The 24,378-nt window shown below is 69.7% G+C and carries 24 protein-coding genes and 1 pseudogene; 7 read left to right on the forward strand and 18 right to left on the reverse strand.

The annotated features are described in order from the left end of the window. Positions 1 to 21 precede the first annotated feature (21 nt). From JWS13_RS10220 to JWS13_RS45480, 3 genes and pseudogenes are all read right to left on the reverse strand, one after another. Positions 22 to 849, reverse strand: a complete 828-nt coding sequence (locus tag JWS13_RS10220) for a hypothetical protein (RefSeq protein ID WP_206005485.1) — start codon at positions 847 to 849, stop codon at positions 22 to 24. Positions 850 to 884: 35 nt separating this feature from the next. Then, positions 885 to 1,532, reverse strand: a complete 648-nt coding sequence (locus tag JWS13_RS45475; RefSeq protein WP_241032577.1) for a transcriptional regulator — start codon at positions 1,530 to 1,532, stop codon at positions 885 to 887. 120 nt (positions 1,533 to 1,652) lie between these two features. Further along, positions 1,653 to 1,838, reverse strand: a pseudogene (locus JWS13_RS45480) (MerR family transcriptional regulator); the annotation flags it as partial. 306 nt (positions 1,839 to 2,144) lie between these two features. Here JWS13_RS45480 and JWS13_RS10230 point away from each other — a divergent pair. The 3 genes from JWS13_RS10230 to JWS13_RS10240 all read left to right on the forward strand — a co-directional run bounded on the left by JWS13_RS10230 (position 2,145) and on the right by JWS13_RS10240 (position 3,959). Then, the gene (locus JWS13_RS10230; RefSeq protein WP_005239766.1) at positions 2,145 to 2,438 is read left to right on the forward strand and encodes a WhiB family transcriptional regulator; all 294 of its coding nucleotides are present in this window, start codon (positions 2,145 to 2,147) and stop codon (positions 2,436 to 2,438) included. A gap of 130 nt (positions 2,439 to 2,568) precedes the next feature. Continuing rightward, entirely contained in the window at positions 2,569 to 3,237 is a 669-nt protein-coding gene (locus JWS13_RS10235; RefSeq protein WP_124394602.1) for a sigma-70 family RNA polymerase sigma factor, read from the forward strand. 2 nt (positions 3,238 to 3,239) lie between these two features. Continuing rightward, complete coding sequence (locus JWS13_RS10240; protein ID WP_206005487.1) at positions 3,240 to 3,959, forward strand: anti-sigma factor; 720 nt, start codon at positions 3,240 to 3,242, stop codon at positions 3,957 to 3,959. A gap of 96 nt (positions 3,960 to 4,055) precedes the next feature. On the opposite strand, the gene groL is transcribed toward JWS13_RS10240, so the two are convergent. Together groL and groES are read right to left on the reverse strand one after the other, a co-directional pair. After that, entirely contained in the window at positions 4,056 to 5,669 is a 1,614-nt protein-coding gene (gene groL, locus JWS13_RS10245) for a chaperonin GroEL (protein WP_087558431.1), read from the reverse strand. A gap of 92 nt (positions 5,670 to 5,761) precedes the next feature. Then, a complete protein-coding gene (groES, locus tag JWS13_RS10250) occupies positions 5,762 to 6,061 on the reverse strand; it encodes a co-chaperone GroES (RefSeq protein ID WP_003940763.1) in 300 nt (99 codons plus the stop codon). 230 nt (positions 6,062 to 6,291) lie between these two features. On the opposite strand from groES, the gene JWS13_RS10255 reads away from it, so the two are divergent. Further along, positions 6,292 to 8,010 (forward strand): TIGR03767 family metallophosphoesterase, encoded by a 1,719-nt coding sequence (locus JWS13_RS10255; protein WP_206005488.1) that lies wholly within the window; start codon positions 6,292 to 6,294, stop codon positions 8,008 to 8,010. On the opposite strand, the gene JWS13_RS10260 is transcribed toward JWS13_RS10255, so the two are convergent. Next, positions 8,007 to 8,543 carry a potassium channel family protein gene (locus JWS13_RS10260; RefSeq protein WP_206005489.1) on the reverse strand — a complete coding sequence of 179 codons (537 nt, stop codon included), beginning with the start codon at positions 8,541 to 8,543 and terminating at the stop codon, positions 8,007 to 8,009. The two genes, JWS13_RS10255 and JWS13_RS10260, sit on opposite strands and share 4 nt — an antisense overlap. A 207-nt stretch (positions 8,544 to 8,750) precedes the next feature. On the opposite strand from JWS13_RS10260, the gene JWS13_RS10265 reads away from it, so the two are divergent. Next, positions 8,751 to 10,409: a DUF7159 family protein gene (locus JWS13_RS10265; RefSeq protein WP_206005490.1), complete on the forward strand. Its 1,659-nt coding sequence runs from the start codon at positions 8,751 to 8,753 to the stop codon at positions 10,407 to 10,409. Here JWS13_RS10265 and tsaD read toward each other — a convergent pair. Genes tsaD through JWS13_RS10300 form a run of 7 tightly spaced genes read right to left on the reverse strand, consistent with a single transcriptional unit; the run spans position 10,402 to position 16,870 of the window. Beyond that, positions 10,402 to 11,439, reverse strand: coding sequence for a tRNA (adenosine(37)-N6)-threonylcarbamoyltransferase complex transferase subunit TsaD (gene tsaD, locus JWS13_RS10270; protein WP_206005491.1), 1,038 nt, complete (start codon positions 11,437 to 11,439; stop codon positions 10,402 to 10,404). The genes JWS13_RS10265 and tsaD overlap by 8 nt on opposite strands. Then, on the reverse strand, positions 11,436 to 11,915 hold the full coding sequence (rimI, locus tag JWS13_RS10275; RefSeq protein ID WP_124394596.1) for a ribosomal protein S18-alanine N-acetyltransferase: 480 nt from the start codon (positions 11,913 to 11,915) through the stop codon (positions 11,436 to 11,438). Before rimI ends, tsaD begins: the two co-directional genes overlap by 4 nt. Further along, positions 11,912 to 12,571 (reverse strand): tRNA (adenosine(37)-N6)-threonylcarbamoyltransferase complex dimerization subunit type 1 TsaB, encoded by a 660-nt coding sequence (tsaB, locus tag JWS13_RS10280; protein WP_206005492.1) that lies wholly within the window; start codon positions 12,569 to 12,571, stop codon positions 11,912 to 11,914. Before tsaB ends, rimI begins: the two co-directional genes overlap by 4 nt. 49 nt (positions 12,572 to 12,620) lie before the next feature. Further along, complete coding sequence (tsaE, locus tag JWS13_RS10285; RefSeq protein WP_087558438.1) at positions 12,621 to 13,109, reverse strand: tRNA (adenosine(37)-N6)-threonylcarbamoyltransferase complex ATPase subunit type 1 TsaE; 489 nt, start codon at positions 13,107 to 13,109, stop codon at positions 12,621 to 12,623. After that, on the reverse strand, positions 13,099 to 14,163 hold the full coding sequence (locus JWS13_RS10290) for an alpha/beta fold hydrolase (protein WP_124394594.1): 1,065 nt from the start codon (positions 14,161 to 14,163) through the stop codon (positions 13,099 to 13,101). Before JWS13_RS10290 ends, tsaE begins: the two co-directional genes overlap by 11 nt. A gap of 2 nt (positions 14,164 to 14,165) precedes the next feature. Then, entirely contained in the window at positions 14,166 to 15,371 is a 1,206-nt protein-coding gene (gene alr, locus JWS13_RS10295) for an alanine racemase (RefSeq protein WP_206005493.1), read from the reverse strand. A gap of 17 nt (positions 15,372 to 15,388) precedes the next feature. Further along, entirely contained in the window at positions 15,389 to 16,870 is a 1,482-nt protein-coding gene (locus JWS13_RS10300) for an NAD(P)H-hydrate dehydratase (RefSeq protein ID WP_206005494.1), read from the reverse strand. Between the two features lie 81 nt (positions 16,871 to 16,951). On the opposite strand from JWS13_RS10300, the gene JWS13_RS10305 reads away from it, so the two are divergent. Next, on the forward strand, positions 16,952 to 17,326 hold the full coding sequence (locus JWS13_RS10305; RefSeq protein ID WP_206005495.1) for a cupredoxin domain-containing protein: 375 nt from the start codon (positions 16,952 to 16,954) through the stop codon (positions 17,324 to 17,326). Between the two features lie 31 nt (positions 17,327 to 17,357). Here the strand turns inward: JWS13_RS10305 and glmS are convergent, their stop codons facing one another. Beyond that, complete coding sequence (glmS, locus tag JWS13_RS10310; protein ID WP_206005496.1) at positions 17,358 to 19,220, reverse strand: glutamine--fructose-6-phosphate transaminase (isomerizing); 1,863 nt, start codon at positions 19,218 to 19,220, stop codon at positions 17,358 to 17,360. 97 nt (positions 19,221 to 19,317) lie between these two features. On the opposite strand from glmS, the gene JWS13_RS10315 reads away from it, so the two are divergent. Next, positions 19,318 to 20,154, forward strand: a complete 837-nt coding sequence (locus JWS13_RS10315; protein WP_206005497.1) for a dienelactone hydrolase family protein — start codon at positions 19,318 to 19,320, stop codon at positions 20,152 to 20,154. Positions 20,155 to 20,163: 9 nt separating this feature from the next. Here JWS13_RS10315 and JWS13_RS10320 read toward each other — a convergent pair whose 3' ends face one another. From JWS13_RS10320 to glmM, 4 genes are all read right to left on the reverse strand, one after another. Next, on the reverse strand, positions 20,164 to 20,382 hold the full coding sequence (locus JWS13_RS10320; RefSeq protein WP_206011963.1) for a hypothetical protein: 219 nt from the start codon (positions 20,380 to 20,382) through the stop codon (positions 20,164 to 20,166). Continuing rightward, positions 20,379 to 22,523, reverse strand: a complete 2,145-nt coding sequence (locus JWS13_RS10325) for a hypothetical protein (RefSeq protein WP_241032630.1) — start codon at positions 22,521 to 22,523, stop codon at positions 20,379 to 20,381. The genes JWS13_RS10320 and JWS13_RS10325 overlap by 4 nt, the downstream gene beginning before the upstream one ends. After that, a complete protein-coding gene (locus tag JWS13_RS10330) occupies positions 22,520 to 22,828 on the reverse strand; it encodes a type VII secretion target (protein WP_206005499.1) in 309 nt (102 codons plus the stop codon). The genes JWS13_RS10325 and JWS13_RS10330 overlap by 4 nt, the downstream gene beginning before the upstream one ends. Positions 22,829 to 22,914: 86 nt before the next feature. Further along, positions 22,915 to 24,252: a phosphoglucosamine mutase gene (gene glmM, locus JWS13_RS10335; RefSeq protein ID WP_206005500.1), complete on the reverse strand. Its 1,338-nt coding sequence runs from the start codon at positions 24,250 to 24,252 to the stop codon at positions 22,915 to 22,917. Positions 24,253 to 24,378 lie beyond the last annotated feature (126 nt).

The following is a 24,378-nucleotide window of genomic DNA, read 5'->3' on the forward strand; positions in this document are numbered from 1 at the left end:
CGCGGTGCCCGACCAGCGGAGTCAGATTCGGAAGCGCCCACCTCGCGCCCTGATGAGGGCTTCGCACTCCTTGCACACCGCCTTCGCACGTGAGTCGGACGTCACACCACCGAGCAACATCGCAGCCGCCCACTTCAGAGGTATCAGGCCGTACCGATCGCAGCGGTCGAGCACATCCGCGGCGAGCCGCGCCGCCGCACCGGAATCGGAGTCCCCCGTCATCGACGCGCTCCGCAGCAGATCCGATTTGACGTGGTGCCGCACCGATCCGGCGGCCTCCGAAATTTCTGCCGCGGTCTCGGCGTGGCGGCGCGCCGAGGCGAAGTCCCCAGCCGCGAGAAACAACTCTGCGCGCACCCAGTGCCTCCGGACGTGCTGCCGCCACAGTTCGCCGGGGGCGTGCGCGTCCAGGTACTCGGAGCACCGATCGAGCAGCCGCCTGCCCAGCGCGAGCCGGCCGCACCCCAGTGCGTCGGCGGCGAGTCCCGTCAGTGCGTCGCATCGCGCCTCCACGGTGAGAACATCGTCGTCGGGACCCGTCCCGGCGACGGCCAGGGCCCGGCCGTCGAATCCCGACGCCACGGCGTGCCAGCCGAGTTGCCTCAACAGCGACGCCTGCGTGCTCCAGGCGAGCGAGACGACCGCGGGTTCGGCAACCCCTCCGCGTGTCAGGGCGTCCAGTTCGGCGCGGGACCGGCTGTAGTGTCCACGGGCGCCCCACGCCACCGCCCGCATCCAGCGTTCGACGGGAACGTCCGACTCCGGCAGGGGGCCTGCACTCGGATCGGCGCCGAACGCCGCGCGGATCAGTGAATTCGTGACGTCGGATCGGAGAGAGGAGTCGGGCACGCCGAGATCATCGCATCGCCCGGCCTGCGCGGCGGTCAGGTGACCGCAGCGACGGCGTCCACGGCCGCATCCAGGGTGCCCAGGGCCGCGATCGTCCGAGGTAGCGACTGTGTCCGGCTACCGGGACCGCCCGCGAGCATGGTCAGCCCGGTGCGCCTGCGGCGGATCGCCCGCAGCAGGGACGCGACGTCGCATCCGGCGGCAGGCAACCAGAGCACGATCACGTCCGGTTCGGCGTTGGTGACGGCGGCGAGCAACGCCGACCGGCACAGCGGTAGCGCGATCCGCGTGTCCACCGAGGCGGTGGCCAGGGCGGCGCCCAGGGCACGGAACTCGAGACCGTACGGGTCGGCGGGAATCGTGTCCGGCGTGTCCGCGGGCACCTGCACGAGCAGGACCCGGCCGCCGCCGCCGATCGGTGCATCCAGCGTCATCGTGGACAGGATCCCCGCGACGCATTCCGCGAAGACACGAACACTCGCCGCGGCGGCGTCGGAGTTCCTGCCCTCGTCCGCCCACTCGAGCACCGGAGCGACCACCGTCGTCCACATCGAGCTGAATCCTCGCTCCGCGACGGCGCGCACGACGATCCGGCGGATGGTCACGACGTCCCGCGCCAGCAATGCGCCCGACAGATTGCGGACGGCGGCGTCGGCGGCAACGAGGCCGGAAAAGGGTGACAAAAGGTTCGACGAGCCTGTTTTCGTCCCGTTCACCGAGTTGTCATCCAGATTTTCGCCACCCGGCCGGAGGCCACTTTCTGACGAATATGTAGCCATTGCGTTAATCGCATATCTCGCGGCCTCCGCGGAGTTTGCACCACCGTCCAGAGCCTGTTGCATGCATTCGAGCCGGGCAACGTCGCGCGGCGTGTACCGCCGGTGACTTCCCTGCGGGTGGACGGACGGGCCGATGCCGTAGCGGCGGTCCCAGGTGCGAAGCGTCGACGGGGCCACCCCGAGCCTTCTGGCCAGCGCAGATACCGACATCGTGGGCCCCTCGTCCGGAGATCCGGAGGGGGTCTGCGTTTCAGGCTCCGCGGGCTGGGGCACCCGCACATCGTTACCCGTGACCCAAGGTCTTTCAACCCGAAACGGAAACACGGAACCGCGGGAAAGTAAATATTTTCCAGGTTAACTTTCAGCTCGTGGGATATGTAAATTCCCACTGTGAACAACTATTGACGCGATTTCCGAACCGACTCTACGGTTAGCAACGTGAATGATTCAGCGGCTTGAACGTCGAGCCCACGGTCCGCTCGCCGCCCGAGGCGAGCTTGCAGCTAAGGAGTCCACATGCCTGCACCCAACCACCTTCCCGGCCCGAACGCCGATATCTGGGATTGGCAGATGCACGGACTGTGCCGCGGAGTCGACTCCTCGATGTTCTTCCATCCCGACGGGGAGCGCGGCCGTGCCCGCGCACAGCGGGAAACCCGTGCGAAGGAAATGTGCCGGCGCTGCCCCGTCCTCGCCCAGTGCCGCAATCACGCGCTGAGCGTGTCCGAGCCGTACGGGATCTGGGGTGGAATGTCCGAAACGGAACGCGAGATGCACGCCCGGCACAGACGCGGCCGGATCGCCGTTTGACCGCTCGCCCACACTCACCGAGGAACCCTCGCCGCCGCGCGAGGGTTCCTCGCGTCACTTCGATCCCCTCGCCACCCATCCACGGCGACTCGGTCTCCGAATGCCTACCGGCTGGAGGAGATGAGCGGACATGCACGCTACCGTGGTTCTCGATGAAGCGAGACGAGCGCTGGTGACGAACCACGAGGGCAATACCCCGGCAGAAGACGTGTGCTCGGCGGACGCGGCGAGGGCGCACAGCGCCCGAGCCACCGAATCCGCGGAACTATCCGACACCATGGCCCGCGTGGCGAACGGGGACGCCGACGCGTTCGCCGAACTGTACGACCGGACGAGCGCCCGAGTCCACGGCATGGTCCTGCGGGTCCTGCGCGACCCCGGGTACGCGGAGGAGACGACGCAGGAAGTCTTTCTCCAGGCATGGCGCACCGCGTCGAACTTCGATCCGGCCCGAGGTTCCGTACTGTCCTGGCTGATGACACTCGCGCACCGCCGGGCCGTCGACCGCGTGCGCTCGGAGCAGGCAGGCACCGACCGCGAGGCACTCTACGAGACCACCAACATCGCGGGGCCGTTCGACCACGTCACCGAGGAGGTGACCCGCCGGCTCGAGCATCAATCGGTGCTCGCCTGCCTCGACTCGCTCACGGACATGCAGCGTGAGTCCGTTGCGATGGCGTATTACGACGGCCGCACCTACCGGGAGGTCGCCTCCCAGCTGGGGGTCGCGCTGTCGACGGTGAAGACGCGCATCCGTGACGGACTGACGCGTCTTCGCGGCTGCCTGGGAGGTCTCTGAACATGAACGACGAACTCGTGGGCATGGCCTACCCGTACGCACTCGACGCGCTCGACGACAGCGAGCGCCGCGAACTCGGCACCGATCTCGCCGGCACCGACGAGGACACCCGCTCGACGTTCACCGACGAGGTCCGGCGGATCCGCGAAGCGTTCGCGGTGGTGAGCGCTGTGGGCGCCGTCGAACCGCCACCACGGGTGCGGACCCGGGTACTCGACGAGATCAGGCGTCCCGCACCCGCGCCGACGTCGCTCGCCGAGCGCCGCTCCCGTAGGCGGCGCTGGCAGATCGCCGTCGCCGCCGCCGCGGCCGTCGGTGTGCTCGCCGGCGGAACGGTGATCGTCCGGCAACTCACGGAAGGCCCGGCGCCCACCGTGGCGGAGCAGGTACTCGACGCCGCCGACATGCACTCGTCGACGAGTGCGATCGCGGCAGGCGGGTCCGCGACCGCCAACTACTCGAAGTCGCAGGACGCCGTGGTGTTCGTGATGGACGGAGTCGCCCCGCCCAGCGCGGACACCGTGTACCAGCTGTGGTTGATGCCCGAATCCGGGGATGCGCCCGTGCCCGCCGGCACCGTGTCGGCCGGCGACGTGCAGCCGACCACGACGATCGTCCTCGACGACGTGGGGTCGATGTCGAAGCTGGCCGTCACCGTCGAACCGCCCGGCGGGTCACCCCAGCCGACGTCCGAACCGTTCGCGGTGTTGCAACTGAGCTGATCCGGCCGCCTCCGGACAGAGAAAACCCCCGTGCGGTGATCCGCACGGGGGTTTTCGTTCGAACGATCGGAGCCCGATCGGCCGCGACGGCAGAGCCTAGTGGCTGTGCCCGTGACCGGCCGGCTGCTCTTCCTCTTCCGCGGGCTTCTCGACCACGGCGCTCTCGGTGGTGAGGATCATCCGCGCGACCGAGGCAGCGTTGACGACCGCGGAGCGGGTGACCTTCACGGGGTCGACGACACCGTCGGCGAGCAGGTCGCCGTAGGTGAGGGTCGCGGCGTTGAAACCGTGTCCCTTGGGCTGCTCGGCAACCTTGCTGGTGACGACGGCCCCGTCGAGACCGGCGTTGCTGGCGATCCAGAACAGCGGCGCCAGCAGGGCTTCGCGCACGACCTTGACGCCCGTGGCCTCGTCACCGGTCAGACCGAGGTTGTCGGCCAGTTCGGTGCTCGCCTGGACGAGGGCGGAACCGCCACCGGGGACGATGCCCTCGGCGACTGCGGCCTTCGCGGCGTTGACGGCGTCCTCGACACGGAACTTGCGCTCCTTGAGGTCCGTCTCCGTGGCCGCACCGACCCGGATGACGGCGACGCCACCGGCCAGCTTCGCCAGACGCTCTTCGAGCTTCTCGCGATCCCAGTCGGAGTCGGTGTTCTCGATCTCGCGGCGCAGCTGCGCGACGCGACCCTTGATGTCGTCGTCGGTTCCGGCGCCGTCGACGATCGTGGTCTCGTCCTTGCTGACCACGACGCGGCGGGCGCTGCCGAGCAGGTCCAGTCCGGCGTCCTTCAGCGTGAGGCCGACGTCGGAGTTGATGACCGTGCCACCGGTGACGACTGCGAGGTCGTCGAGGAACGCCTTCCGACGGTCACCGAAGAACGGCGCCTTGACGGCGACGGCCTTGATGGTCTTCCGGATGGAGTTGACCACGAGCGTCGAGAGAACCTCGCCCTCGATGTCCTCCGCGATGATGAGGAGGGGCTTGCCGCTCTCGGCAACCTTCTCCAGCAGCGGCAGGAAATCGGGCAGGGACGTGATCTTCTCGCGGTACAGCAGCACGAGTGCGTCCTCGTACACGGCCTTCTGTGCGTCGAGGTCCGTGACGAAGTACGGCGACAGGTAGCCCTTGTCGAACTGGACGCCCTCGGTGATCACGAGCTCGGTCGCCAGGGTCGAGGATTCCTCCACCGTCACGACGCCGTCGGTGCCGACGCGGGTGAGCGCCTCGCCGACCATCTCGCCGATCTCCTCGTCACGCGAGGAGACGGTCGCGACCTGGGCGATGGAGTTCTTGCCCTCGACCGGCTTCGCGACGGCGAGCAGTGCCTCGACGACCTTGTCGGCCGCGGCGTTGATGCCGATGCCGAGCGCCATCGGGTTCGCACCCGCGGCGATGTTCTTCAGACCGCCCCGCACGATGGCCTGTGCCAGCACGGTCGCGGTGGTGGTGCCGTCGCCTGCGACGTCGTTGGTCTTGGTGGCGACACTCTTGACGAGCTGCGCACCGAGGTTCTCGAACGGGTCCTCGAGCTCGATTTCCCGGGCGATGCTGACACCGTCGTTGGTGACGGTCGGGCCGCCGAAGGCCTTCGCCAGCACTACGTGGCGGCCACGCGGACCCAAGGTCACCTTGACCGCGTCGGCAAGCTTGTCGACTCCACGCTCGAGAGACCGGCGTGCGATCTCGTTGAACTCAATCTGCTTGGACATGTGTTCTGTCTTCTCCTGGATCTCAGGGTTACGCGCGTGAACGCACTCCGCCCCGGGATCCTGTGGGGACTCCGGGGCGGATCACGTATGGCTTACTTGGAGACGACAGCCAGCACGTCGCGTGCCGACAGGATCAGGTACTCCTGGCCGGCGTACTTGATCTCGGTTCCGCCGTACTTGGAGTAGATGACCGTGTCACCCTCCTTGACGTCGACCGGGATGCGGTTGCCCTGCTCGTTGACGCGGCCTTCGCCGACTGCGACGACAGTGCCCTCCTGGGGCTTCTCCTTGGCCGTGTCGGGAATGACCAGGCCGGAGGCAGTCGTCGTCTCAGCCTCGTTGGCCTGGACGAGGATCTTGTCCTCGAGCGGCTTGATGTTGACGCTCGCCACGATGAGCCCTCCACTTTGGGGTATGCGGATCCGGAGACTTCTCCGGACTCCTGTTTGAGTGTTCCGTTTACGGCACTTCACACAGCCCCGTCGTCGCGGGTGCCGGAGCTCGATCGGCGCCACTTGGCACTCTATACGTGAGAGTGCCAACCCTCAAGGAGAAGGGGGTGGTAGATCGCGCCGCGCCGAATATCGTCCTGTCTCAGGGGTCGTCACCTAAGGTTCCTCTGGTGTCTGACATGAATAGGCGTAAATTCCTCACGTTTGCCGGGCTCGGGGCGATCGGGACGGTGGGGTTCGGAGCACGCCCGTGGGGGTTGCAGTACGCGGGCGCGGCCCCGCTCCCGACCTCCGGGGCAGGCACCACCCTCGAAGCGGTGGCCGTCCCCCTCGGAAGCTCCGGCTACCGCAGGCTCGGCGCGGGACCGGGGTGGCCGACGATCGTCCGCACCGAACTCGCCGAGGCCCGCAGTGGGCGCGAGGACCGGCGCACCGCACTCGCCTCCCTCGTCCAGCTCACAGACGTCCACCTCGTCGACGCCCAGTCCCCGATGCGCTTCGAATACGTGCACCCCTTCACCGGTTCCGCGTTCCGCCCGCACGAGACGCTCACCGCGCAGGGTCTCGTCGCCCTGGTCGCCCGCGTCAACGCGCTCGCGTCCGGCCCGCACACCCGGCGCGCGTTCGATGCGGTCGTGAGTACCGGCGACAACACCGACAACAAGGAGTTCGCCGAACTCGGCTGGTTCCTCACCGCGCTCAACGGCGGCACCATCGTCCCCAACACGGGCGCCCCCGACCGCTACGAAGGCGTGCAGAACTCGGGGGCGGACCTGTACTGGAACCCGGAGTCCTCCATCCAGGACATGTACAAGAAGGCCGGGTTCCCCGAGATTCCCGGCCTGCTCGGCGCGGCGATCGCCCCCGTCACCAGCCCCGGCCTGAACACCCCCTGGTACTGCGTCTTCGGCAACCACGACGACTCGGTGGAGGGCACCGTCCCGAGCGGCATCCCCCCGCTCGAAGCCATGTACACCGGTTCGCTGAAGTTCGAGGTCCCCGGCTCGCCGGAACAGGCGAAGGCCGTCGACATCGCCACCAAGTTCGACCCCGGCGCCATTCCCGCTGCGCTGTCCGCGTTCACCACACCACCACGGGTCGTCACGCCCGACCCCGCGCGGGCACCGTTCACTCCCCGCCAGTTCATCGCCGCACATCTGGACCCGGCCAACACCGGCCCCGGGCCGGCCGGTCACGGCTTCGCACCCGACGCCGGTGAGACCGGAATCGGCTACTACTCGTTCGAGATCGCACCCGGCGTCGTCGGAATCAGCATGGATTCCACCAACCGGGCCGGGTTCGTCGACGGCTCGCTCGGCGCGGCGCAGTTCCGGTGGATCGAGGACACCCTGGCGGCAGGCAGCAGCCGGTACTACGACACTTCGGGCAACCCGGTGTCGCAGGCACGCAGCGACACCTGGTTCGTCCTGTTCAGCCACCACACCAGCGGCAGCATGGACAACGTCGTCCCCGACCCCGCCGCCCCGGCGGAACCCCGGATCCGGGGTTCGCGACTGGTGGACCTGCTGCACCGATTCCCGAACGTCCTCGCCTGGGTGAACGGACACACCCACGAGAACCGGATCACCCCGTGGCCCGGATCCACTCCGGAGCAGTCGTTCTGGGAGATCAACACGGCCTCGCACATCGACTTCCCCCAGCACGGGCGGATCATCGAGGTGGTCGACAACGTCGACGGAACCGTGTCGCTGCTCACCACGCTGTTCGAGGCCGACAGCCCGTACGCCGTGGACCACACCGACCTCTCACCGCTCGGGCTGGCGTCGCTGTACCGGGAGTTGTCGTTCAACGACATTCACGCCGACCCCGACCTGGGCGGCGGGACGGCCGACCGGAACGTCGAACTGGTGCTGGCGTCGGGTCGCTAGACCCGGCGCTTGCGGGCCCAGTCGACGGCCGCGACGACCGCGCGGATGCCGACGCCGAGCAGGATCAGATTCCCGATGATCTGCACACTCACGACGGCTCGGGACGCATCGGTCGTCGCGGCGATGTCGCCGAACCCGACGGTGGAGAACACGGTGAGCGAGAAGTACAGCGCGCCCATGCGCGTGAGGGGTTCGGTGAAATAGCCCGGATCGCTTTCGGACATCAGGCAATATCCTGCCGCGAACCCGAGCAGGTAGAGCGGCAGGATCAGGGAGAGTGCCTCGATGGCCTGGAGCGCAGGCACGTCGGACCGGAAGATCCGGCGGATCTGCCAGACCGCCGCCGAGCCGACGACCAGCAGGCCCCCCGCCAGGAAGAGCACAGCGGACATGTTCCCGATCGAGGTCCACGGCAGGGCGAAGTAGACCACCACGCACAGGACGACGGTGCCGAGCGGGCGCACGCATGCGCGCACCAGAAGCCGTCGGCGCTCGCGTCTCGTGAGGTTGCGAAAATCGCTGGCGTGTCCCATGAGATTCCTTTGGACAACTGTGCAGGTGAGACCGGATATCGAGCGCCATCTTCGTCTTCGGGGGCCGGAAGTCGGGAGCGAAATCCGTTTGTTTTCTGTAACGTTCAGATAACAGTCGCCGATTCAACGGGCAGGGAATCCCCGCTGAACAGGGCGTTCCGGCAGAGACAGCAGGTCACGCGTCGAAAACGTGAGGGGGTGTGTGTGATGGGTATGTCCCTGGGGATGTCGACCGGCGCGGCAGGTGTGAGTTCCGCGCTCCTCACCACCGCCTCCAACGGCGCGCAGAACGTCGAGTTCCGTTACCTGTCCGCCGATCAGGCCCACACCGACCTCGGTGACCTGGTCCGGTCGTCGATCTCGTTGATGACCACCCAGGTTCCCGCCGATCCCACCACGCCCGACGCGTTCGCCGTCGCGTACCGGACGCAGGAGCAGGCCCACTCGATCCGCAGCGCCGTCAGCAGGCAGCGCCATCGCGTGCACCTCGTGCCCGAGACCGCGGCGACCCTCACCTACCTGCGTCACACCGGCGAGGTCGCGCAGCATGCCACCGTCGCGATCGTCGACTTCGGCGAGTCCGGGTTGTCCGTCGCCGTCGTCGATCAGGTGGACGGCACCGTCCTGCACGCCGACCGCACGAGCCACGTGAGCGGCACCGGATTCGACGACCTGATCTTCCACCACGTCGTCGGCAGCCTCACCACCCCGCATCCCCTGCGGCACCTGGACCGGGATCTGCTCTCGGCGCGGTGCCGCGTCGCCAAGGAGCAGTTGTCCTCGGAGCCGAAGTCGCACGTCGACATCGATCTGCAGGGCATCCGCCCGATCGAGATCAGCCGCACCGGGTTCGACGAGATCGCCGCACCGACGGTCCGGGTTGCGGTGGAGTTCATCCGTGCCACGATCGCCGACTCCCCGCGCCGACCCGAGGCTCTGGCCCTGGTCGGTGGCGGCGCGAACATTCCCGCGATCACGGCCGCAGTGACCGGGGCCTTCACCGCACGGGTCATCACGGTGCCCGAACCCGACACGGCGACCGCGAAGGGGGCGGCGCTGCTCGCCGTGTCCTCCGCCATCCGCGACTACCCGCCCACCGAGTCGAACCGCCCCGGTTCCGCCGCGAAGGTGTCGGGGGCTCTCGTCGGCGCGCTCGTGGTCGGCGGCCTCGTTCTCGGTTACGGCGTCAAGGAACTCGCGCCCGCACCCGATCCCAACGTCTCCCCAGCGGGCACCGACATGTTCCAGACCACCGAGCAGGTCGCGACCACGACGACCGACGAACCTCCCGCCACGCGGATCCCGTCGTACGATCCGACGCCGACGTCGGAGTACTACCCCAATCAGGTCGCCCCGCCCACGTCCGAACCGCAGACGGACCGGACTCCCGCACAGGCGCCCGATTCGACGACCGAGACGACGCCCCCGCGTACCACCACCTCGCTACCGACCCCCACGGCTCCCGCACGTCCGACGCTGCCCGGAACAGAGCCGCCGCAGCCCTCGTGGCCGCATATCGAGTGGCCCGCGATTCCGCCGCTGTGGCCGCAGGTTCCCGGTGAGTCGACGCCGAACGAGCCGAGCCCCGTCGCGCCCGCACCCGGCGGTCCCGAAGCGGCACCGCCGCCGAACGGGGCGCCCACTGCACCCGCCGAATCCACCGCGCCCGCGGCACCCCCCGCGCCTGCGGCGCCGACCGCGCCCCCGGAGTCGGTGCCCGCCGCCCCCGAAGGGCTGTTCCCGATGATCCCGGCGCCGGGCACGGTTGCTCCGAGTGCTCCCGCCGGGGCGCAGCCGAGCGGCACTCAGCCCGGTGAGGCGCTGACTCCCCCGGCCACGCAGACCGTCACCATTCCGGTCAGCTGAACACCTGACTGGTCGCCACCGACAGTCCGGGGTCACTGGCCACGGTCAGCAGGGAAGGCGCGGCGCCACCGGCGATCAGATGCGCGCCGAGCGAGGCGATCATCACTCCGTTGTCGGTGCACAGACGCGGTTTCGGGACCCGCAGGGTCAGACCGGCTTCGGCGCAGCGTTCCTCGGCGAGCGCCCGGATGCGTGAGTTGGCGGTGGCGCCGCCACCGAGCACCAGTGTGTCCACGCCGACGTCGCGGGCGGCGCGTACCGCTTTCATCGTCAGCACGTCGGCCACGGCCTCCTGGAAGCTCGCGGAGATGTCCGGCACCGAGTACGCCTCGTCCGCCCGCTCCTTCGATTCCACGTACCGCGCGACGGCCGTCTTCAGCCCGGAGAACGAGAAGTCGTGCCGTGCGTCCCGGGGTCCGGTCATGCCGCGCGGGAACGGAATCGCGTTCCGGTCGCCGTCCTGCGCCGCGGCGTCGAGGGCGGGGCCACCGGGGAATCCGAGTCCGAGGAGGCGGGCCACCTTGTCGAACGCTTCGCCTGCGGCGTCGTCCACGGTGGTGCCCAGTTCGACGATGGGCTTCGCGAGGTCCTCGACGTGCAGCAGGTGGGTGTGCCCACCGGACACGAGCAGGGCCACGCAGGGCGGCATCGGTCCGTGCTCGAGGGTGTCCACCGAAACGTGCCCGCCGAGGTGGTTCACCGCATAGAACGGGACGTCCCATGCCGCCGCATACGCTTTCGCGGCCGCGACACCGACGAGCAGGGCCCCGGCCAGACCGGGTCCGATGGTGACGGCGAGTGCGTCCGGCTTGACGATCCCGGCGACGGCGAGCGCCCGCCGCATCGTCGGGACGATCGCCTCGAGATGCGCGCGGGACGCGACCTCCGGCACCACGCCGCCGTAGCGTGCGTGCTGGTCGACGCTGGATGCGACCTCGTCCGCGAGGAGCTCGCAGGTTCCGTCGCCGTTCCACCGGACGATGCCGACTCCGGTCTCGTCACAAGAGCTTTCGATCCCCATGACGATCATTGCAGCGGCTCCTCACCCGTTCCGGGGCGACGCATCGTGAAGGCGTCCGCACCGCTCGGTTGGTAGTACTTCTTACGGGTTCCCACGATCTCGAATCCTTCACGTCGGTACAGGGCGATCGCCGCGTCGTTGTCGGTGCGCACCTCGAGAAACACGGGGCCGCCCCTGGTGTCGGCCACCCGCAGCAGTTCGTCGAGGAGGGCCCCGCCGATCCCCCGCCGCTGGCACGCCGGGTCGGTTCCGATCGTGTGGATCTCGGATTCGGGGTGCGAACCGTTGCCCAGCAGCGCGATTCCGGCGTATCCGACGACGTGGCCGGTGTCGTCGCGCGCCACGGCGTAGTGCACGTGCGGGGCGGCGAGTTCCGCCCTGAACGCCTGCGCGCTCCAAGGGCCGTCGCCGGCGAAGAGGAGAGTCTCGAGCTCCGCGCACCGTTCGGCGTCGGCGGCCGCCATCGGTTCGATGCGGAACGTCATTTCTTCCGGTCCGCCAGTTCCACCGCGTCCGGGCGTCGCAGATAGAGCGGGACGAGCGCCGCCGGGGCCGCACTGCCGAACAGCGCATCCGCGGCCACCGCGACCAGCCCTGCGGGCGAGGGGGTTTCCACCGGTTCGACCGGCAGATCGAAGAAGTCGACGTGTGACGGCGATCCCGCCACCACCTCGGACGGCATCGGCTCGAGCTCGCGCGGCTTCACCACCGCGGGACCCTCCACCCGGACGCCCGCCGAATAACGCGCCCAGTACACCTCGCGCCGGCGGGCGTCCGTGACGACGAGCAGATCCCGGTCACCGTCCACCTGCGCCGCGATGGCGTCGAGGCTGCACACCCCGTGCACCGGAATGCCGAGGGCGTCGGCGAACGCGGCGGCGGTGGCCATCCCCACGCGCAGTCCCGTGAACGGACCCGGCCCGGCCCCGACGACCACCGCGTCGAGGTCCGCGGGGACGTGCCGCGCCTCGGCGAGGCACTCCAGGATGTGCGGGGTGAGCACTTCCGCGTGTGCGCGCGGGTTGACCGTCACCCGCACCGCGAGCGTGTGGACCGACTCCACCGATGCGGAGCCGGCCGAAACCCGGACGACTCCGGCGGTCACGGCAGGCGTGGACGTGTCGATGGCGAGAACAAGCACGGTAACTGAGGGTACTCGCACGTCAGAACCGCTCCCGACACCCGACCCGTCAGGAAATCCACTCCCAGTGGGCCGTGCGGACATCCGACTCCGGTTCGCGGCGCAGGCGTACCCGGAGATGACGATCGACCAGCTGCTCGACGATGCCCTCACCCCATTCGACGACGACAACGGCTGCGGCCAGGTCGGTGTCGAGGTCGAGTGCGTCGAGTTCGTCCAGCGCGTGCGGGCCGCTTCCGCCCAGTCGGTACGCGTCCACGTGCACCATCCCGACCGGGGCACCCCCACCCGGACGGGTGCCCGCCCGGTGCTCCCGCGCGATGACGAATGTGGGCGAAGTCACTCTCCCCTGCACGCCGAGGCCGGCACCGATTCCCTTCGTCAGTGCGGTCTTCCCCGCACCGAGAGGTCCGTCGAGCACCACGAGATCACCGGCGACGAGTCCCCGGGCCAGGTTCCGCCCGAACTCCTCGGTGTCCTCCGCCGTCGCCAGCACCACGGTCCCGCTCACGGGCAGTACTCCTTCCTCAGCCGACATCGGACTGCTCACGCGATTCGAATGTGGCCAGGCCGCGATGCAACAACCGGTCGACCGCGTCCGACACCACGGACGGGAACTCGAGCTGCACCAGGTGGCCGGCGCCGCGCACCCGCACCAGTTCGGACTCCGGCAGGTCCGCCGCCAGTTTCCGGGAACTGCCGAACGGGATCGTCATGTCGCTGTCGCCGCACACCACGACGGACGGGGTGTGCTCGAGCGCCTCGAGTGACGCGGACTCGTCGTGCAGTTCGAGCGTGCGCAGGAAGTTCACGATGGTGACCACCGACGTCCGGTCCAGCATGGAGTCGGAGAACTTGTGCAGCCGCGGACTCACGTCCGTGCCGTACGACGCCGCCCGCAGGATAGGGGTGATCAGGACGCGGGCCGCGCCGCGCGCGTGCTGGACGAGTTCGGGCGAGGTCCGGACAGCGAGCCGGAAGCCGTCGATGACCGGGTTCTGCAGGTTCCGCGTCAGTCCGGTCTCGCTGAGCCCGGCCGCGGCCGTGGCCACCAGACCGGCACCGATCACCCGCTCCGCCACCAGCTCGGGCCGCTGCCCGGCGAAGGCGAGCACCGTCATCCCACCCATCGAATGCCCCACCAGCACAATCGGTCCGGTGGGCGCCTTCGCCTCGACGACGGTCGCGAGATCGGCGCCCAGCTGAGCGATGGTGCAGCTCGCCGCGGACGGCACACCCGAATCGCCGTGCCCGCGTTGGTCGTAGAACACCATCCGCACGTCGTCGCCCCACCGCTCGGCGAGCTGACGGCGCTGGAAGTGCCACGACGTCATGTCCAGGCAGTACCCGTGCACGAACACCGCCGTCACCGGGGCGTTCTCCGGGCCCACCTCGCGGACGGCGAGCGCGACGCCGTCCTCAGCGACCACCACGCTGCGCCGGTCCCGCGACATCAGGGTGAAGTCCTCGTCGCCGTAGATCTCACGCCCCGGCCGGGTCGCACTGCGCACCGCGTTGACTCCCGCCACCGAGCCGAGCGCCAGCGCGCTCAGAACACCGCCGACGAGTCCCAGCCGCTTCGACACACCCATGCCTACGTGCCCGTCCCACCGACGTAGCTGCGCACCGTGCGTCCGCGCACCCCCGTCACCACCTCGTAATGGATGGTGTCGAGCTTGTCGGCCCACTCCTGTGCGATCGGCTCGCCGAGGTCCCCGTTGCCGAAGAACACCGCGGTGTCCCCCTCCCGGACTCCCCCACCGTCCGGGCCGAGATCGACGACCACCTGGTCCATGCAGACACGTCCGATCCCCGGACGTCGCTCCGCACCCAACTGGACCTCGAATCGGCCGCTCAGCGACCGCGGGAGCCCGTCCGCGTACCCGAACGGCAGCAACGCCACCGTCGTGTCCCGGGGTGCCACCCATTGGTGCCCGTAGGACACGCCTTCACCTGCCGCCACCTTCTTCACCAGAGCCACCCTCGATCGCAGTGTCATCGCCGGTCGCAACCCGAACTGACCGAGTTCGGGAACGGGCGACAGCCCATATATCGCGATTCCCGGGCGAACCATGTCAAAACGCAGGTCGGGGCGGGTCAGGGTGGCCGCGGAATTGGACAGGTGCACCACTTCGGGGACCAGTCCGCGACGCTTGGCGTCCGCGATCGCGTCGACCAGTCGATCGCGCTGGGAATCGATCCAGGCGTGGTGCGGCTCGTCGGCGTGGGCCAGATGCGAGAAGATGCCGCGCAGCCGCACCGACCCCTCGGCCTGGGCGCGCGCCAGGTCGACGAGGACCTGCTCCAGTTCGTCGGGCGCCACCCCGTTGCGGTTCAGGCCGGTGTCGACCTTCATCGTGACGATCGCCGTGGTGCCGACGGTCCGCGCCGCAGCCACCACCGCGGCGAGGTGGCGCGGCGAGGAGACGCCGAGTTCGACGCCGTCCGCGATCGCGGGGGCGAAATCGGCGTCGACGGTGTGCAGCCACGCGAGGACGGGCGCGTCGATCCCGGCACGGCGCAGCGTCAGCGCCTCCGACACCGTTGTCACACCCAGTTCCGACGCTCCCGCGGCCAGCGCCGCGCGGGCCACGGCTACCGCACCGTGGTTGTAGCCGTCCGCCTTCACGACGGCCATCATCGCCGCGCCCCGAGCGCTGTCGCGCAGGATCCCGACGTTGTGCGCAATCGCGTCCAGATCCACCACTGCCTCGGCCTGCGGTGCCGGCGCCGCCTGCGCGGGCGCTACGGGTTCGCTGTGTCCGTGATCGTCGGCCGGTACTGCTTCAGCAAGCGTCATATGTTCGATCCTGCCATTCACGAGGTGGCCGGCATTTCCTCGGGTGACACCCCCGCACGGAGAACCCTGATCGACTCCCTGAGGTGCGCGAGCAGCGTCCCGGCGGAGATCGGTGCAGTTCCGCGCCCCGCGGAGAGGTCGGCGCCGCCGCCTCGCGCCGCCAGATTCGCGGCCAGGGAGTGTGCGCGCGCACCCACCGCGGCGGCCCGGTCCGGGGTGAGGCCCGCGGCCATGAGTGCGCCGATGATCCCGGCGAGCACGTCCCCCGCCCCCGCCGTGGCGGACCACGAACCGCCCGCCTCGTTGACGAAGACCCGGCCGCCGGGTTCGGCGATCACCGTGGCCCGTCCCTTGAGCAGCACGTGCGCGTTCCAGTCGGCGGCGAGCGCGCGCACCGACGCCACCCGGTCCGGACCCGGATCCTTCCCCGTCAAGCGGGCGAACTCCCCGGCGTGCGGTGTCAGCAGCGTCGCTGCCGTCCGCGAGCGCACCAGGTCGGGGTCCTCGGCGAGCAGGGTCAGTCCGTCCGCGTCGACCAGTGCCGGCACGTCGGCGTCGAGTACCGTCCGCAGCGTCCGGCGGGCGGCGTCGTCGGTGCCCATGCCCGGCCCGACCACCCACGACTGGACGCGTCCGGCCTTCGCGAGTTCGGCGGTCGCGATCACCTCCGGCGCATGCGCGAGCACCTCGCCCGTGCACGGCCCGGCGTAGCGGACGAGCCCCGACGTGGCGGTGACCGCCGCTCCCGTGCACAGGACCCCGGCTCCGGGGTAGCCGTCGCTGCCCGCGACCACCCCCACCACTCCCTGCGAGTACTTGTCGTCCTCGGCTCCCGGCACCGGCCACGCCGCGCCCACGTCGGCGGCGTCGAGCGCGGTGATCCCGACGTCGCCGAGCGACAGTCCGATGCGCACCAACTCGACCCGGCCACAGTGCGCCGCGCCGAGCGCGTGAACCGGTTTGAGGGCGCCGAACGCCACGGTGACGGCGGCGCGCACGGCGGGCCCGTCGACAGCGCCCGTGTCCGGATCCACACCACTCGGCAGGTCCGCCGACACGATCGGCGCCTCGATCCGGTCGACCAGCGCAGCGGCATCGGGCCGCAGCGGTCCCCGGCCGGAGATTCCGACGATCCCGTCGATCACCAGATCGGGCAGACCGAGGTCGTCGGACGGGGCGGCCACCCGTCCGCCGGCCGCGGTGAACGCCGCCAGGCCCGCCGCGTGCGTCTTCTCCGGTTTCAGCAGGACCGCGGTGGCGGCGACACCGCGCTTCCGCAACATCGCCCCCGCCCACAACGCGTCCCCGCCGTTGTCACCGGACCCCACCAGAACAGTGATGGTGCGACCGGCGACACCCCCGGTCCGCGCCCGCAGTTCCGCCGCCACCACCGTGGCGAGCCCGTGCGCTGCGCGTCGCATCAGTGCGCCGTCGGGAAGCGATGCCAGCAACGGCGCCTCCGCGGCTCGAACCTCGTCAGCGGTGTAGTAGCCCCGCATGGGAACTCCTCGTCGAGCCGGCGCCACGGCCGGCCGCTGTGCGTTGAAGGGTCGGTACCGGGCCAGACTACGCTCGACGTCATGCGTGTACGTGGAACGTCGTGGATCGCCGGAGTGGCTCTCGCCGCGAGCATTTCGATGACGGCCGTCGTATCCGGGTGCAGTTCGCCCGCCGACGAGGCACCCGAGGCACCGACCGGACCCGTCGTGCAGGTCGCGAACATGGCCTATGCGCCGTCGACGATCACCGTCCGGGCCGGCGACACCGTCACCTGGAATTTCGACGACCGGGGCGTCACCCACGACGTGGTGGGTGTCGGGGCCGCGAAGAGCGTGCTGCGGAGCCGGCTGATGCAGACCGGCACGTTCACGTACACGTTCACCGAACCGGGCACCTACGAGTACACCTGTTCGCTGCACCCGGACATGACGGGCACCGTCGTCGTCACTCCGTAGGGGCGCGGCCGGGCCGCGCCCCTACGGCGCGTTATTCGACGGTGACGGACTTGGCGAGGTTACGCGGCTTGTCGACGTCGTAGCCCCGTGTCTGCGCGACCTCCGCCGCGAAGACCTGCAACGGCACCGTCGACAGCAGCGGCTGCAGCAGCGTCGGCGCCGCCGGGATCTCGATGAGGTGGTCGGCGAACGGCCGCACGGCCTCGTCGCCTTCCTCCGCGATCACCACGGTCCGCGCACCGCGGGCCTGGATCTCCCGGATGTTGCTGAGCAACTTCGAGTGCAGCACCGCGCGCCCCTTGGGCGACGGCATCACCACGATCACCGGCAACCCGTCCTCGATCAGCGCGATCGGCCCGTGCTTGAGTTCGCCGGCCGCGAAGCCCTCGGCGTGCATGTACGCCAGCTCCTTGAGCTTGAGCGCACCCTCGAGCGCAACCGGGTAGCCCACGTGGCGGCCCAGGAACAGGACCGTCGACGACGACGCCAGCTCCCGCGCCAGCGCCCGCACCGGTTCCACCGTCTCGAGTACCCGGCTCACCAGAGCGGGCATCGCCTCGAGATCGGCGTACTCGCGTGCCACCTCGTCCGGATACTTGGTGCCACGGGCCTGTGCGAGAGCCAGACCGACCAAGTAGTTCGCCGTGACCTGCGCGAGGAACGCCTTGGTCGACGCGACACCGATCTCCGGACCGGCCCGGGTGTAGAGGACGGCGTCGGCCTCGCGGGGAATCTGCGCACCGTTCGTGTTGCAGACCGCCAGCACCCGCGCCTTCTGATCCTTCGCGTGGCGCACCGCCTCAAGGGTGTCGGCCGTCTCACCGGACTGCGAAATGGCGACGACCAGCGTCGACCGGTCCAGGACCGGGTCGCGGTAGCGGAATTCGCTGGCGAGCTCGACCTCGACAGGCAACCGGGTCCAGTGCTCGATGGCGTACTTCGCGAGCAGCCCCGAGTGGTAGGCACTGCCGCAGGCGACGACGAAGACCTTGTCGACGTCGCGCAGCTCCTGATCAGACAGTCGCTGCTCGTCGAGAACGATCTTCCCGTCCGCGAAGTGACCGAGCAGGGTGTCCGCGACCGCGCCCGGCTGCTCCTCGATCTCCTTGAGCATGAAGTAGTCGTGGCCGCCCTTCTCGGCGGCGGCAAGGTCCCAGTCGATGCGGAACGGGCGGCCCTGCGCCTCGGATCCGTCGAAGTTCAGAATCGAGTACCCGTCCGCGGTGATCACCACGACCTGGTCCTGTCCCAGCTCGACCGCGTCGCGGGTGTGCTCGATGAACGCCGCGACATCGGACCCGACGAACGTCTCACCCTCGCCGACACCGATGACCAGCGGCGTCGAGCGACGCGCCGCGACGATGGTGTCCGGGTGATCGGAGTGCGTGAAGACGAGCGTGAACGCACCCTCCAGCCGGCGCAGCACGCTCAGCGCGCTCGCGACGAAGTCGCCTGCCGTCTCGCCCGACGCGTAGGCCCGCGCGACGAGGTGCACCGCGACCTCGGTGTCGGTGTCGCTGGTGAAGTCGATTCCGTCGTGCTCGAGTTCGGCCCGCAGCGGGGCGAAGTTCTCGATGATGCCGTTGTGGACGACGGCGACCGTGTTCCCCGCATCACGGTGCGGGTGCGCGTTGCGGTCGGTGGGCCGGCCGTGCGTGGCCCACCGGGTGTGCCCGATCCCTGTGCTCCCGGTGAAGTGCTCGGCCCCGACCTCGTCGAGTTCGGCCTCCAGATTCGCGAGACGCCCCGCCTTCCGCTCGACCGCCATTCCGCCCTGCCCGTCGAGCACGGCGATGCCGGCAGAGTCGTATCCGCGGTATTCCATTCGCCGCAAAGCCTCCACGACAACAGTCAGAGCCTGCCGGTGGCCGACGTATCCCACGATTCCGCACATGGTTCATCAGGGTACTTGGACCGGCCGACGCCGCGAAGTCGGAGTGTGGGCCGCATCGGCTCTCTCGCCGGGCCGCGAATCGGATAACGTTCTCCCCGTGGCGCCGAAACCGAAGACCCTGGCCCGTGAACTGTCCAAGCGGGGACCGCACCGCGTGCTGCGCGGTGACCTCGCCCTCGCCGGACAGCCGGGCGTCGTATACACGCCCGAATCAGGCTTCAACCTGCCCGCCGTCGCGTTCGCGCACAGCTGGATGGCAGGTGCCGACCACTACCGGAAGACGCTCGAACATCTGGCGTCGTGGGGAATCGTCGTGGCCGCCCCCAACAGCGAACGCGGTCCCGTGCCCTCTCACCTGGGCCTCGCCACCGACCTGCGGGCCACCCTCGACATCTGTGTCGGTGTGCGTCTCGGTCCGGGACAGATCAGCGTGCGGCCCGACCGCGTCGCTTTCGCAGGCCACGGCATGGGTGCGGGTGCGGCAGTGCTCGCCGCCGCCCAGCAGGACGTGGCTGCGGTCGCCGCCCTGTTCCCGGCGCCGACAGCGCCGAAGGCCGAGAGGTATGCGTCCAAGATCACAGCGCCGGGGCTCGTCGTGGCCGGTGCCGACATCGACACCATGAACAGCAACGCCAAGGCGCTGGCCGAGGCGTGGGGCGGCGAGCACGTCCTGCGCGCCGTCAACGGCGCCTCGGAGTCCGGGCTCACCGAAGGTCGCCGCCTGCTGGGCGCACTCGGCATCGGCGGTTCGGAACGCAAGACGCAGCAGATCACCCGCGCACTGCTGACCGGCTTCCTGCTCTACCACCTCACCGAGGACAAGAAGTACGACGTGTTCGCGGAGGCGGACGCCGAACTTCCCCACACCACCCTCGTCGATCCGCACGAGGAGCACACCAAAGCCGGGTTCCAGGGCGTGCTCCCGCACATCTGAGCTACTCGGTCACACCAGCCAGCTGCGGGGACGGTAGTACTCGTCGTCATCGTCGAGGGTTCGCGGTCGCGGCGGCAACACCGGCGACACCGCAGCCGCGGGCTCGCTGCGGCTCGCTGCGGCTGCCTCGTCTCTCGCTCTGCGTTCGTCGATCCGCTCCCGGAACATTTCCAGGTCGGCGCGCATCTGTGCCCGTTGTGCCCGCAGCTGGGCGGCGCGGTGGCTCACAGCGGACCGGCCTCGGCCAGCTCGGCGCCGCTGTCGAGTCCGGCGACCGGTCCGGTCGCGAGTTCGGGTGCAGACCGCGGTTCCTGCGGCGGGGCCGGTTCGGCAGGCGCCGCGGGGACCGGCTCCGGCTGCATCGTCACCACCTGCGGCGGCGGGACGGTCGCGGCGTCCCCGGCGGGTGCAGGGGCCGGTGCGTCCTCGTGGTCCGGCACGGCGTCCCCGACAGGCGGCCCGTCTTCGGTGGTCGTTGCCGATGCGCCCTCTAATCCAGCGTCGACGTGCGATTCCGGGTCCGGCTCGGCGGGCGCGCAGTCGGCACCGCCGGGGTCTCCATCGGCCGCAGCGTTTTCGGCGAGAATCTGCGGCAGGCCGTCCGGGCCGATCTCGACCCCGAACCTGGCCGTCCCGCCGTGTCCGTCGCTCATCTCGAGATGAATCCCCTGACCGTCCGCATCGACGGCCAGCGTCCACGATTTCCCGTCGAGGTCCAGTTCGAGACTCTTGCCGTGAGCCGGCTCGCCTCCGTCCGCAGGCGGATCGTCGAGTTCGTCGCGGAGGTCGTCGGGGTTGCCGTCCTCGTCGGCCCTGTCGCTGAGGCCCGAGAGGGTGTCCTCGATCAACGGGCGCAGGATCGACCCGAGATCCGCCAGCCCTCCCGCCAGTCCCTGCCGCACCATATCGCCCAGGCCGGGAACGTTTCCCGCGCCCGGGACTGCGCCCGGCGCCGGCACGAGCGACCCGGGAATACCAGGAATCCCGGGCATCGCGGGCACGACCGGAGCGGTCGTCATAGGTGCCGCGGACGCCGGCGGTGCGGCCCCGGTCGGAGAAGCCGCGGCGATCGGAGGTGCGGCGATCGGAGGGGCGGCGGCCGCCGGACCGGTGGTCGCATCGCCGCTACCGGATCGTGGCGGGAGGTAGGCGGGGCCGTCGTTCGCGGGTGCCGCGGCGGGTCCGGTCGGGGCAGCAGGTGCGGGACCCGGTCCGGGTGCGGCGGCCGGGACGGTGCCGGCGTTCTGCGCCTCGGGTGCACTCGGTGCGGGCGCCGGTTCGGGTGTGTCCTCGGGCCGGAACCCGGGCTGCACCTCGATCGACCGCGCCTCCGCGACGACGGCGTCGTAGGCGGCGTGCACCGCTTCGGCGCAGTCCGCGCAGGCAGCGGTGAACTCCTGTTGCTTCTCCTCGTACACGCGCCGGAAGTTCGCGTCGAGCCAGTCCTTGGTGATTCCAGCGGCCCGCCGCACCACGTCGTCGCGGTCGAGGCGACGCAGGGCACCGGCGCCCCCGTCCTTGTACAGGCCGTTCACGTGCCGGTAGTCGTCGTCGGCGAGTTCGGGGAACCAGTAGGACGCGTCTTCCATGCAGTCCTTCGCGACGGAATTGTCGCCGTCCTTACCCTCGGCGTAGATCTGCGCGAGGACGTCGATCTGCGCGGCGCTGTACCCCCCGACCGTCGGCTGGTGCAGCGACACCACCTTGTACGCCTTGTTCGTCACGGCGGCGCTCAGGGTGAGGTTCGCTTCGAACAGCACCTCGGCGAGGTCTCGGAGCCGATCGACGGTGGCGGCGGACTCGACGTTCCGGCGATCAGCGGCGTCGATTGCTGCGGCGGCGGCGATTCCGCTCCACCCGGTTCGCACCGCGGTGACACATTTCTCGTTGTCGTCGAGTTCCGTGCGGGCCGCCTCGACGCTGCGTCCGAGGGTGTCGACGTCGCGGGCGAGCGCATGCAGGCGCATCCCCCGCTCGGCGTCGAACCGCGCGTAGTAGTCGGTGAGTTCGAGGGATTCGTATCCCAGTCTTCTCGCGGCGGGCAGGAACAACTCGAAGAATTCGAGCCCGCGAGCGCCGAGATCGAGCATGTCCTCGGGATCGTTGAGCGAATCGGGGCGCAGGTGCTCGCCCAGCGCGAGCCGGGATGCGTTGGCGGCCTGGGCGTCGCTGCCGTCCTCGAGCAGTGCCGCGTACCGCTGGTCGGCGGACGGCGTCCGGTCGCGTGTGCCGAGTTCGTACTCGTCGAAGTACGGCTGCCACGACGACTTGTCTTCCTCCCGGGAGGCGGCCCACGCCTGGAGGAGTTGCTCCTTGAATTCGCGGCTCAGGTTCGGGTCTTCGATCAGCGTTCTGGGATCGGTGGTCACCACTGCACCCCGTTCACGTCGGCGACCATGTCGGCGTCCGTTCCGGAGTAGCGCGCCGCGGCGGCCCGGAACGCGTGACCGAACGATTCCGCGTCTGCGGCCCACTGCTCGAGCGCGACCCCGACGACACCGAGGGCGTCCCGCACCGCGTCACCTTTCGCGGTGTAGTCGCGGCCCGCCTGCGCCCCGGCAAATTCCAGCCGGCCGGTCTCGACGGCCTGCTGTCTCAGGACCTCCGCCGACCGCAGCAGCCTGGTGCCCGCGTCCGTCACCACCGCGACGTCCACCTCGAGTCCCTCGCCCATTGCCCCACCCTCTCTTCGCGACCTACTGCATTAGACGCGACAGCGCACCGATCGGTTCCCCCGGCCGATCGGTGCGCTGTGTCCGTTCACACGGAGGCGACGGTGCCCGCCAGTTCGTCGGCGAGTTTACGAGCCACTTCGAGGTCGGAAGCCTCGACCATCACCCGCACGAGTTGCTCGGTGCCGGACGGCCGCAGGAGCACCCGGCCGTTCTCGCCGAGGCTGCGCTCCGCGGCCAGTACCGCGTCGAGCACCACCGGTGAGGCGGCGACGGCACGTTTGTCGGCGACCTTGACGTTGATCAGCACCTGCGGGAGCGTCGTCATCGCCGACGCCAGTTCCGCGATCGGCTGCCCGGTTTCCGCCATCCGGCCCATCAGCCGCAGCCCCGTCAGCACTCCGTCGCCGGTGGTGCCGAAGGCGGGGAACACGACGTGCCCGGACTGTTCGCCGCCCAGGCTGAAGCCGCCGGATCGGAGTCCCTCGAGGACGTAGCGATCACCGACAGCCGTTGTGACCAGCGAGATTCCGGCCTCGCGCATGGCGATGTGCAGGCCGAGATTGCTCATGACGGTCGCGACGAGGGTGTCGTCGGCCAGTTCGCCCGCATCGCGCATGCCGAGGGCGAGCACGGTCATGATGGCGTCGCCGTCGATGAGGGAACCGCCTGCGTCGACGGCGAGGCATCGATCAGCGTCCCCGTCGTGTGCGAGCCCCAGGTCGGCGCCGTGCTGGACGACGGCCTTCTGCAGGCCCTCGAGGTGCGTCGATCCGCAGTTCTCGTTGATGTTGAGCCCGTCGGGTTCCGCGTTGATCGCGACGACGGTGGCGCCGGCGGCCCGGTAGGCGGCGGGTGCGACGTCCGAGGCCGCGCCGTGCGCACAGTCCACGACCACGGTCAGTCCGTCGAGGCTGTTCGGGAGCGCGGTCGTCAGGTGCTGCAGGTACCGGTCCGCGGCGTCCGGCACCGTGCGGACACGTCCGATCCCGGCCCCGGTGGGCGCCCGCCGGGTCGCGGTGCCGGTGGCGACGGATTCGATCCGGTCTTCCACCTCGTCGTCGAGTTTGTGTCCGCCTGCCGCGAAGATCTTGATGCCGTTGTCGGGCATCGGATTGTGCGAGGCGGAGATCATGACACCGAGAGCCGCGTCCAGTTCCGCGGTCAGGAACGCCACCGCGGGTGTCGGCAGCACCCCGACGTTCAGGACGTCGACGCCGGCAGACGTCAGGCCCGCGACGACCGCCGCCTCGAGCATTTCGCCGCTGGCTCTCGGGTCACGGCCGACCACGGCCGTCTTGCGTCCGCCCGAACCCGGCGACGCCAGCACCGTCGCGGCGGCGGAGGCCACCTGCAACGCCAACTCGGCGGTCAGCTCGGTATTCGCGAGACCACGAACCCCATCCGTCCCGAACAATCGACCCATAGACCAGACCCCTCGCACCTAGAAAACCCATTACATCTCGGATAAAGCACGAGAGCAGGCGTCCGGTAACGATGGACGCCTGCTCTCGGGAAGAACAGTGCCGAAGCCGACCCCGGAGGGCGGCTT

The sequence above is a fragment of the Rhodococcus pseudokoreensis genome (assembly GCF_017068395.1).
GTDB classification, from domain to species: domain Bacteria; phylum Actinomycetota; class Actinomycetes; order Mycobacteriales; family Mycobacteriaceae; genus Rhodococcus_F; species Rhodococcus_F pseudokoreensis.

Coding starts and splice junctions, on each gene's coding strand:
- JWS13_RS10240 (WP_206005487.1), top strand. CDS start 3,240: ATGAACGACGAACTCGTGGGCATGGCCTACCCGTACGCACTCGACGCG.
- glmS (WP_206005496.1), bottom strand. CDS start 19,220: ATGTGCGGAATCGTGGGATACGTCGGCCACCGGCAGGCTCTGACTGTT.
- groL (WP_087558431.1), bottom strand. CDS start 5,669: ATGTCCAAGCAGATTGAGTTCAACGAGATCGCACGCCGGTCTCTCGAG.
- JWS13_RS10290 (WP_124394594.1), bottom strand. CDS start 14,163: ATGGGTGTGTCGAAGCGGCTGGGACTCGTCGGCGGTGTTCTGAGCGCG.
- JWS13_RS10235 (WP_124394602.1), top strand. CDS start 2,569: ATGCACGCTACCGTGGTTCTCGATGAAGCGAGACGAGCGCTGGTGACG.
- JWS13_RS10260 (WP_206005489.1), bottom strand. CDS start 8,543: ATGGGACACGCCAGCGATTTTCGCAACCTCACGAGACGCGAGCGCCGA.
- JWS13_RS10230 (WP_005239766.1), top strand. CDS start 2,145: ATGCCTGCACCCAACCACCTTCCCGGCCCGAACGCCGATATCTGGGAT.
- tsaE (WP_087558438.1), bottom strand. CDS start 13,109: ATGTCGGCTGAGGAAGGAGTACTGCCCGTGAGCGGGACCGTGGTGCTG.
- alr (WP_206005493.1), bottom strand. CDS start 15,371: ATGACGCTTGCTGAAGCAGTACCGGCCGACGATCACGGACACAGCGAA.
- JWS13_RS10305 (WP_206005495.1), top strand. CDS start 16,952: ATGCGTGTACGTGGAACGTCGTGGATCGCCGGAGTGGCTCTCGCCGCG.
- JWS13_RS10300 (WP_206005494.1), bottom strand. CDS start 16,870: ATGCGGGGCTACTACACCGCTGACGAGGTTCGAGCCGCGGAGGCGCCG.
- JWS13_RS10265 (WP_206005490.1), top strand. CDS start 8,751: ATGGGTATGTCCCTGGGGATGTCGACCGGCGCGGCAGGTGTGAGTTCC.
- glmM (WP_206005500.1), bottom strand. CDS start 24,252: ATGGGTCGATTGTTCGGGACGGATGGGGTTCGTGGTCTCGCGAATACC.
- JWS13_RS10330 (WP_206005499.1), bottom strand. CDS start 22,828: ATGGGCGAGGGACTCGAGGTGGACGTCGCGGTGGTGACGGACGCGGGC.
- tsaD (WP_206005491.1), bottom strand. CDS start 11,439: ATGATCGTCATGGGGATCGAAAGCTCTTGTGACGAGACCGGAGTCGGC.
- rimI (WP_124394596.1), bottom strand. CDS start 11,915: ATGACGTTCCGCATCGAACCGATGGCGGCCGCCGACGCCGAACGGTGC.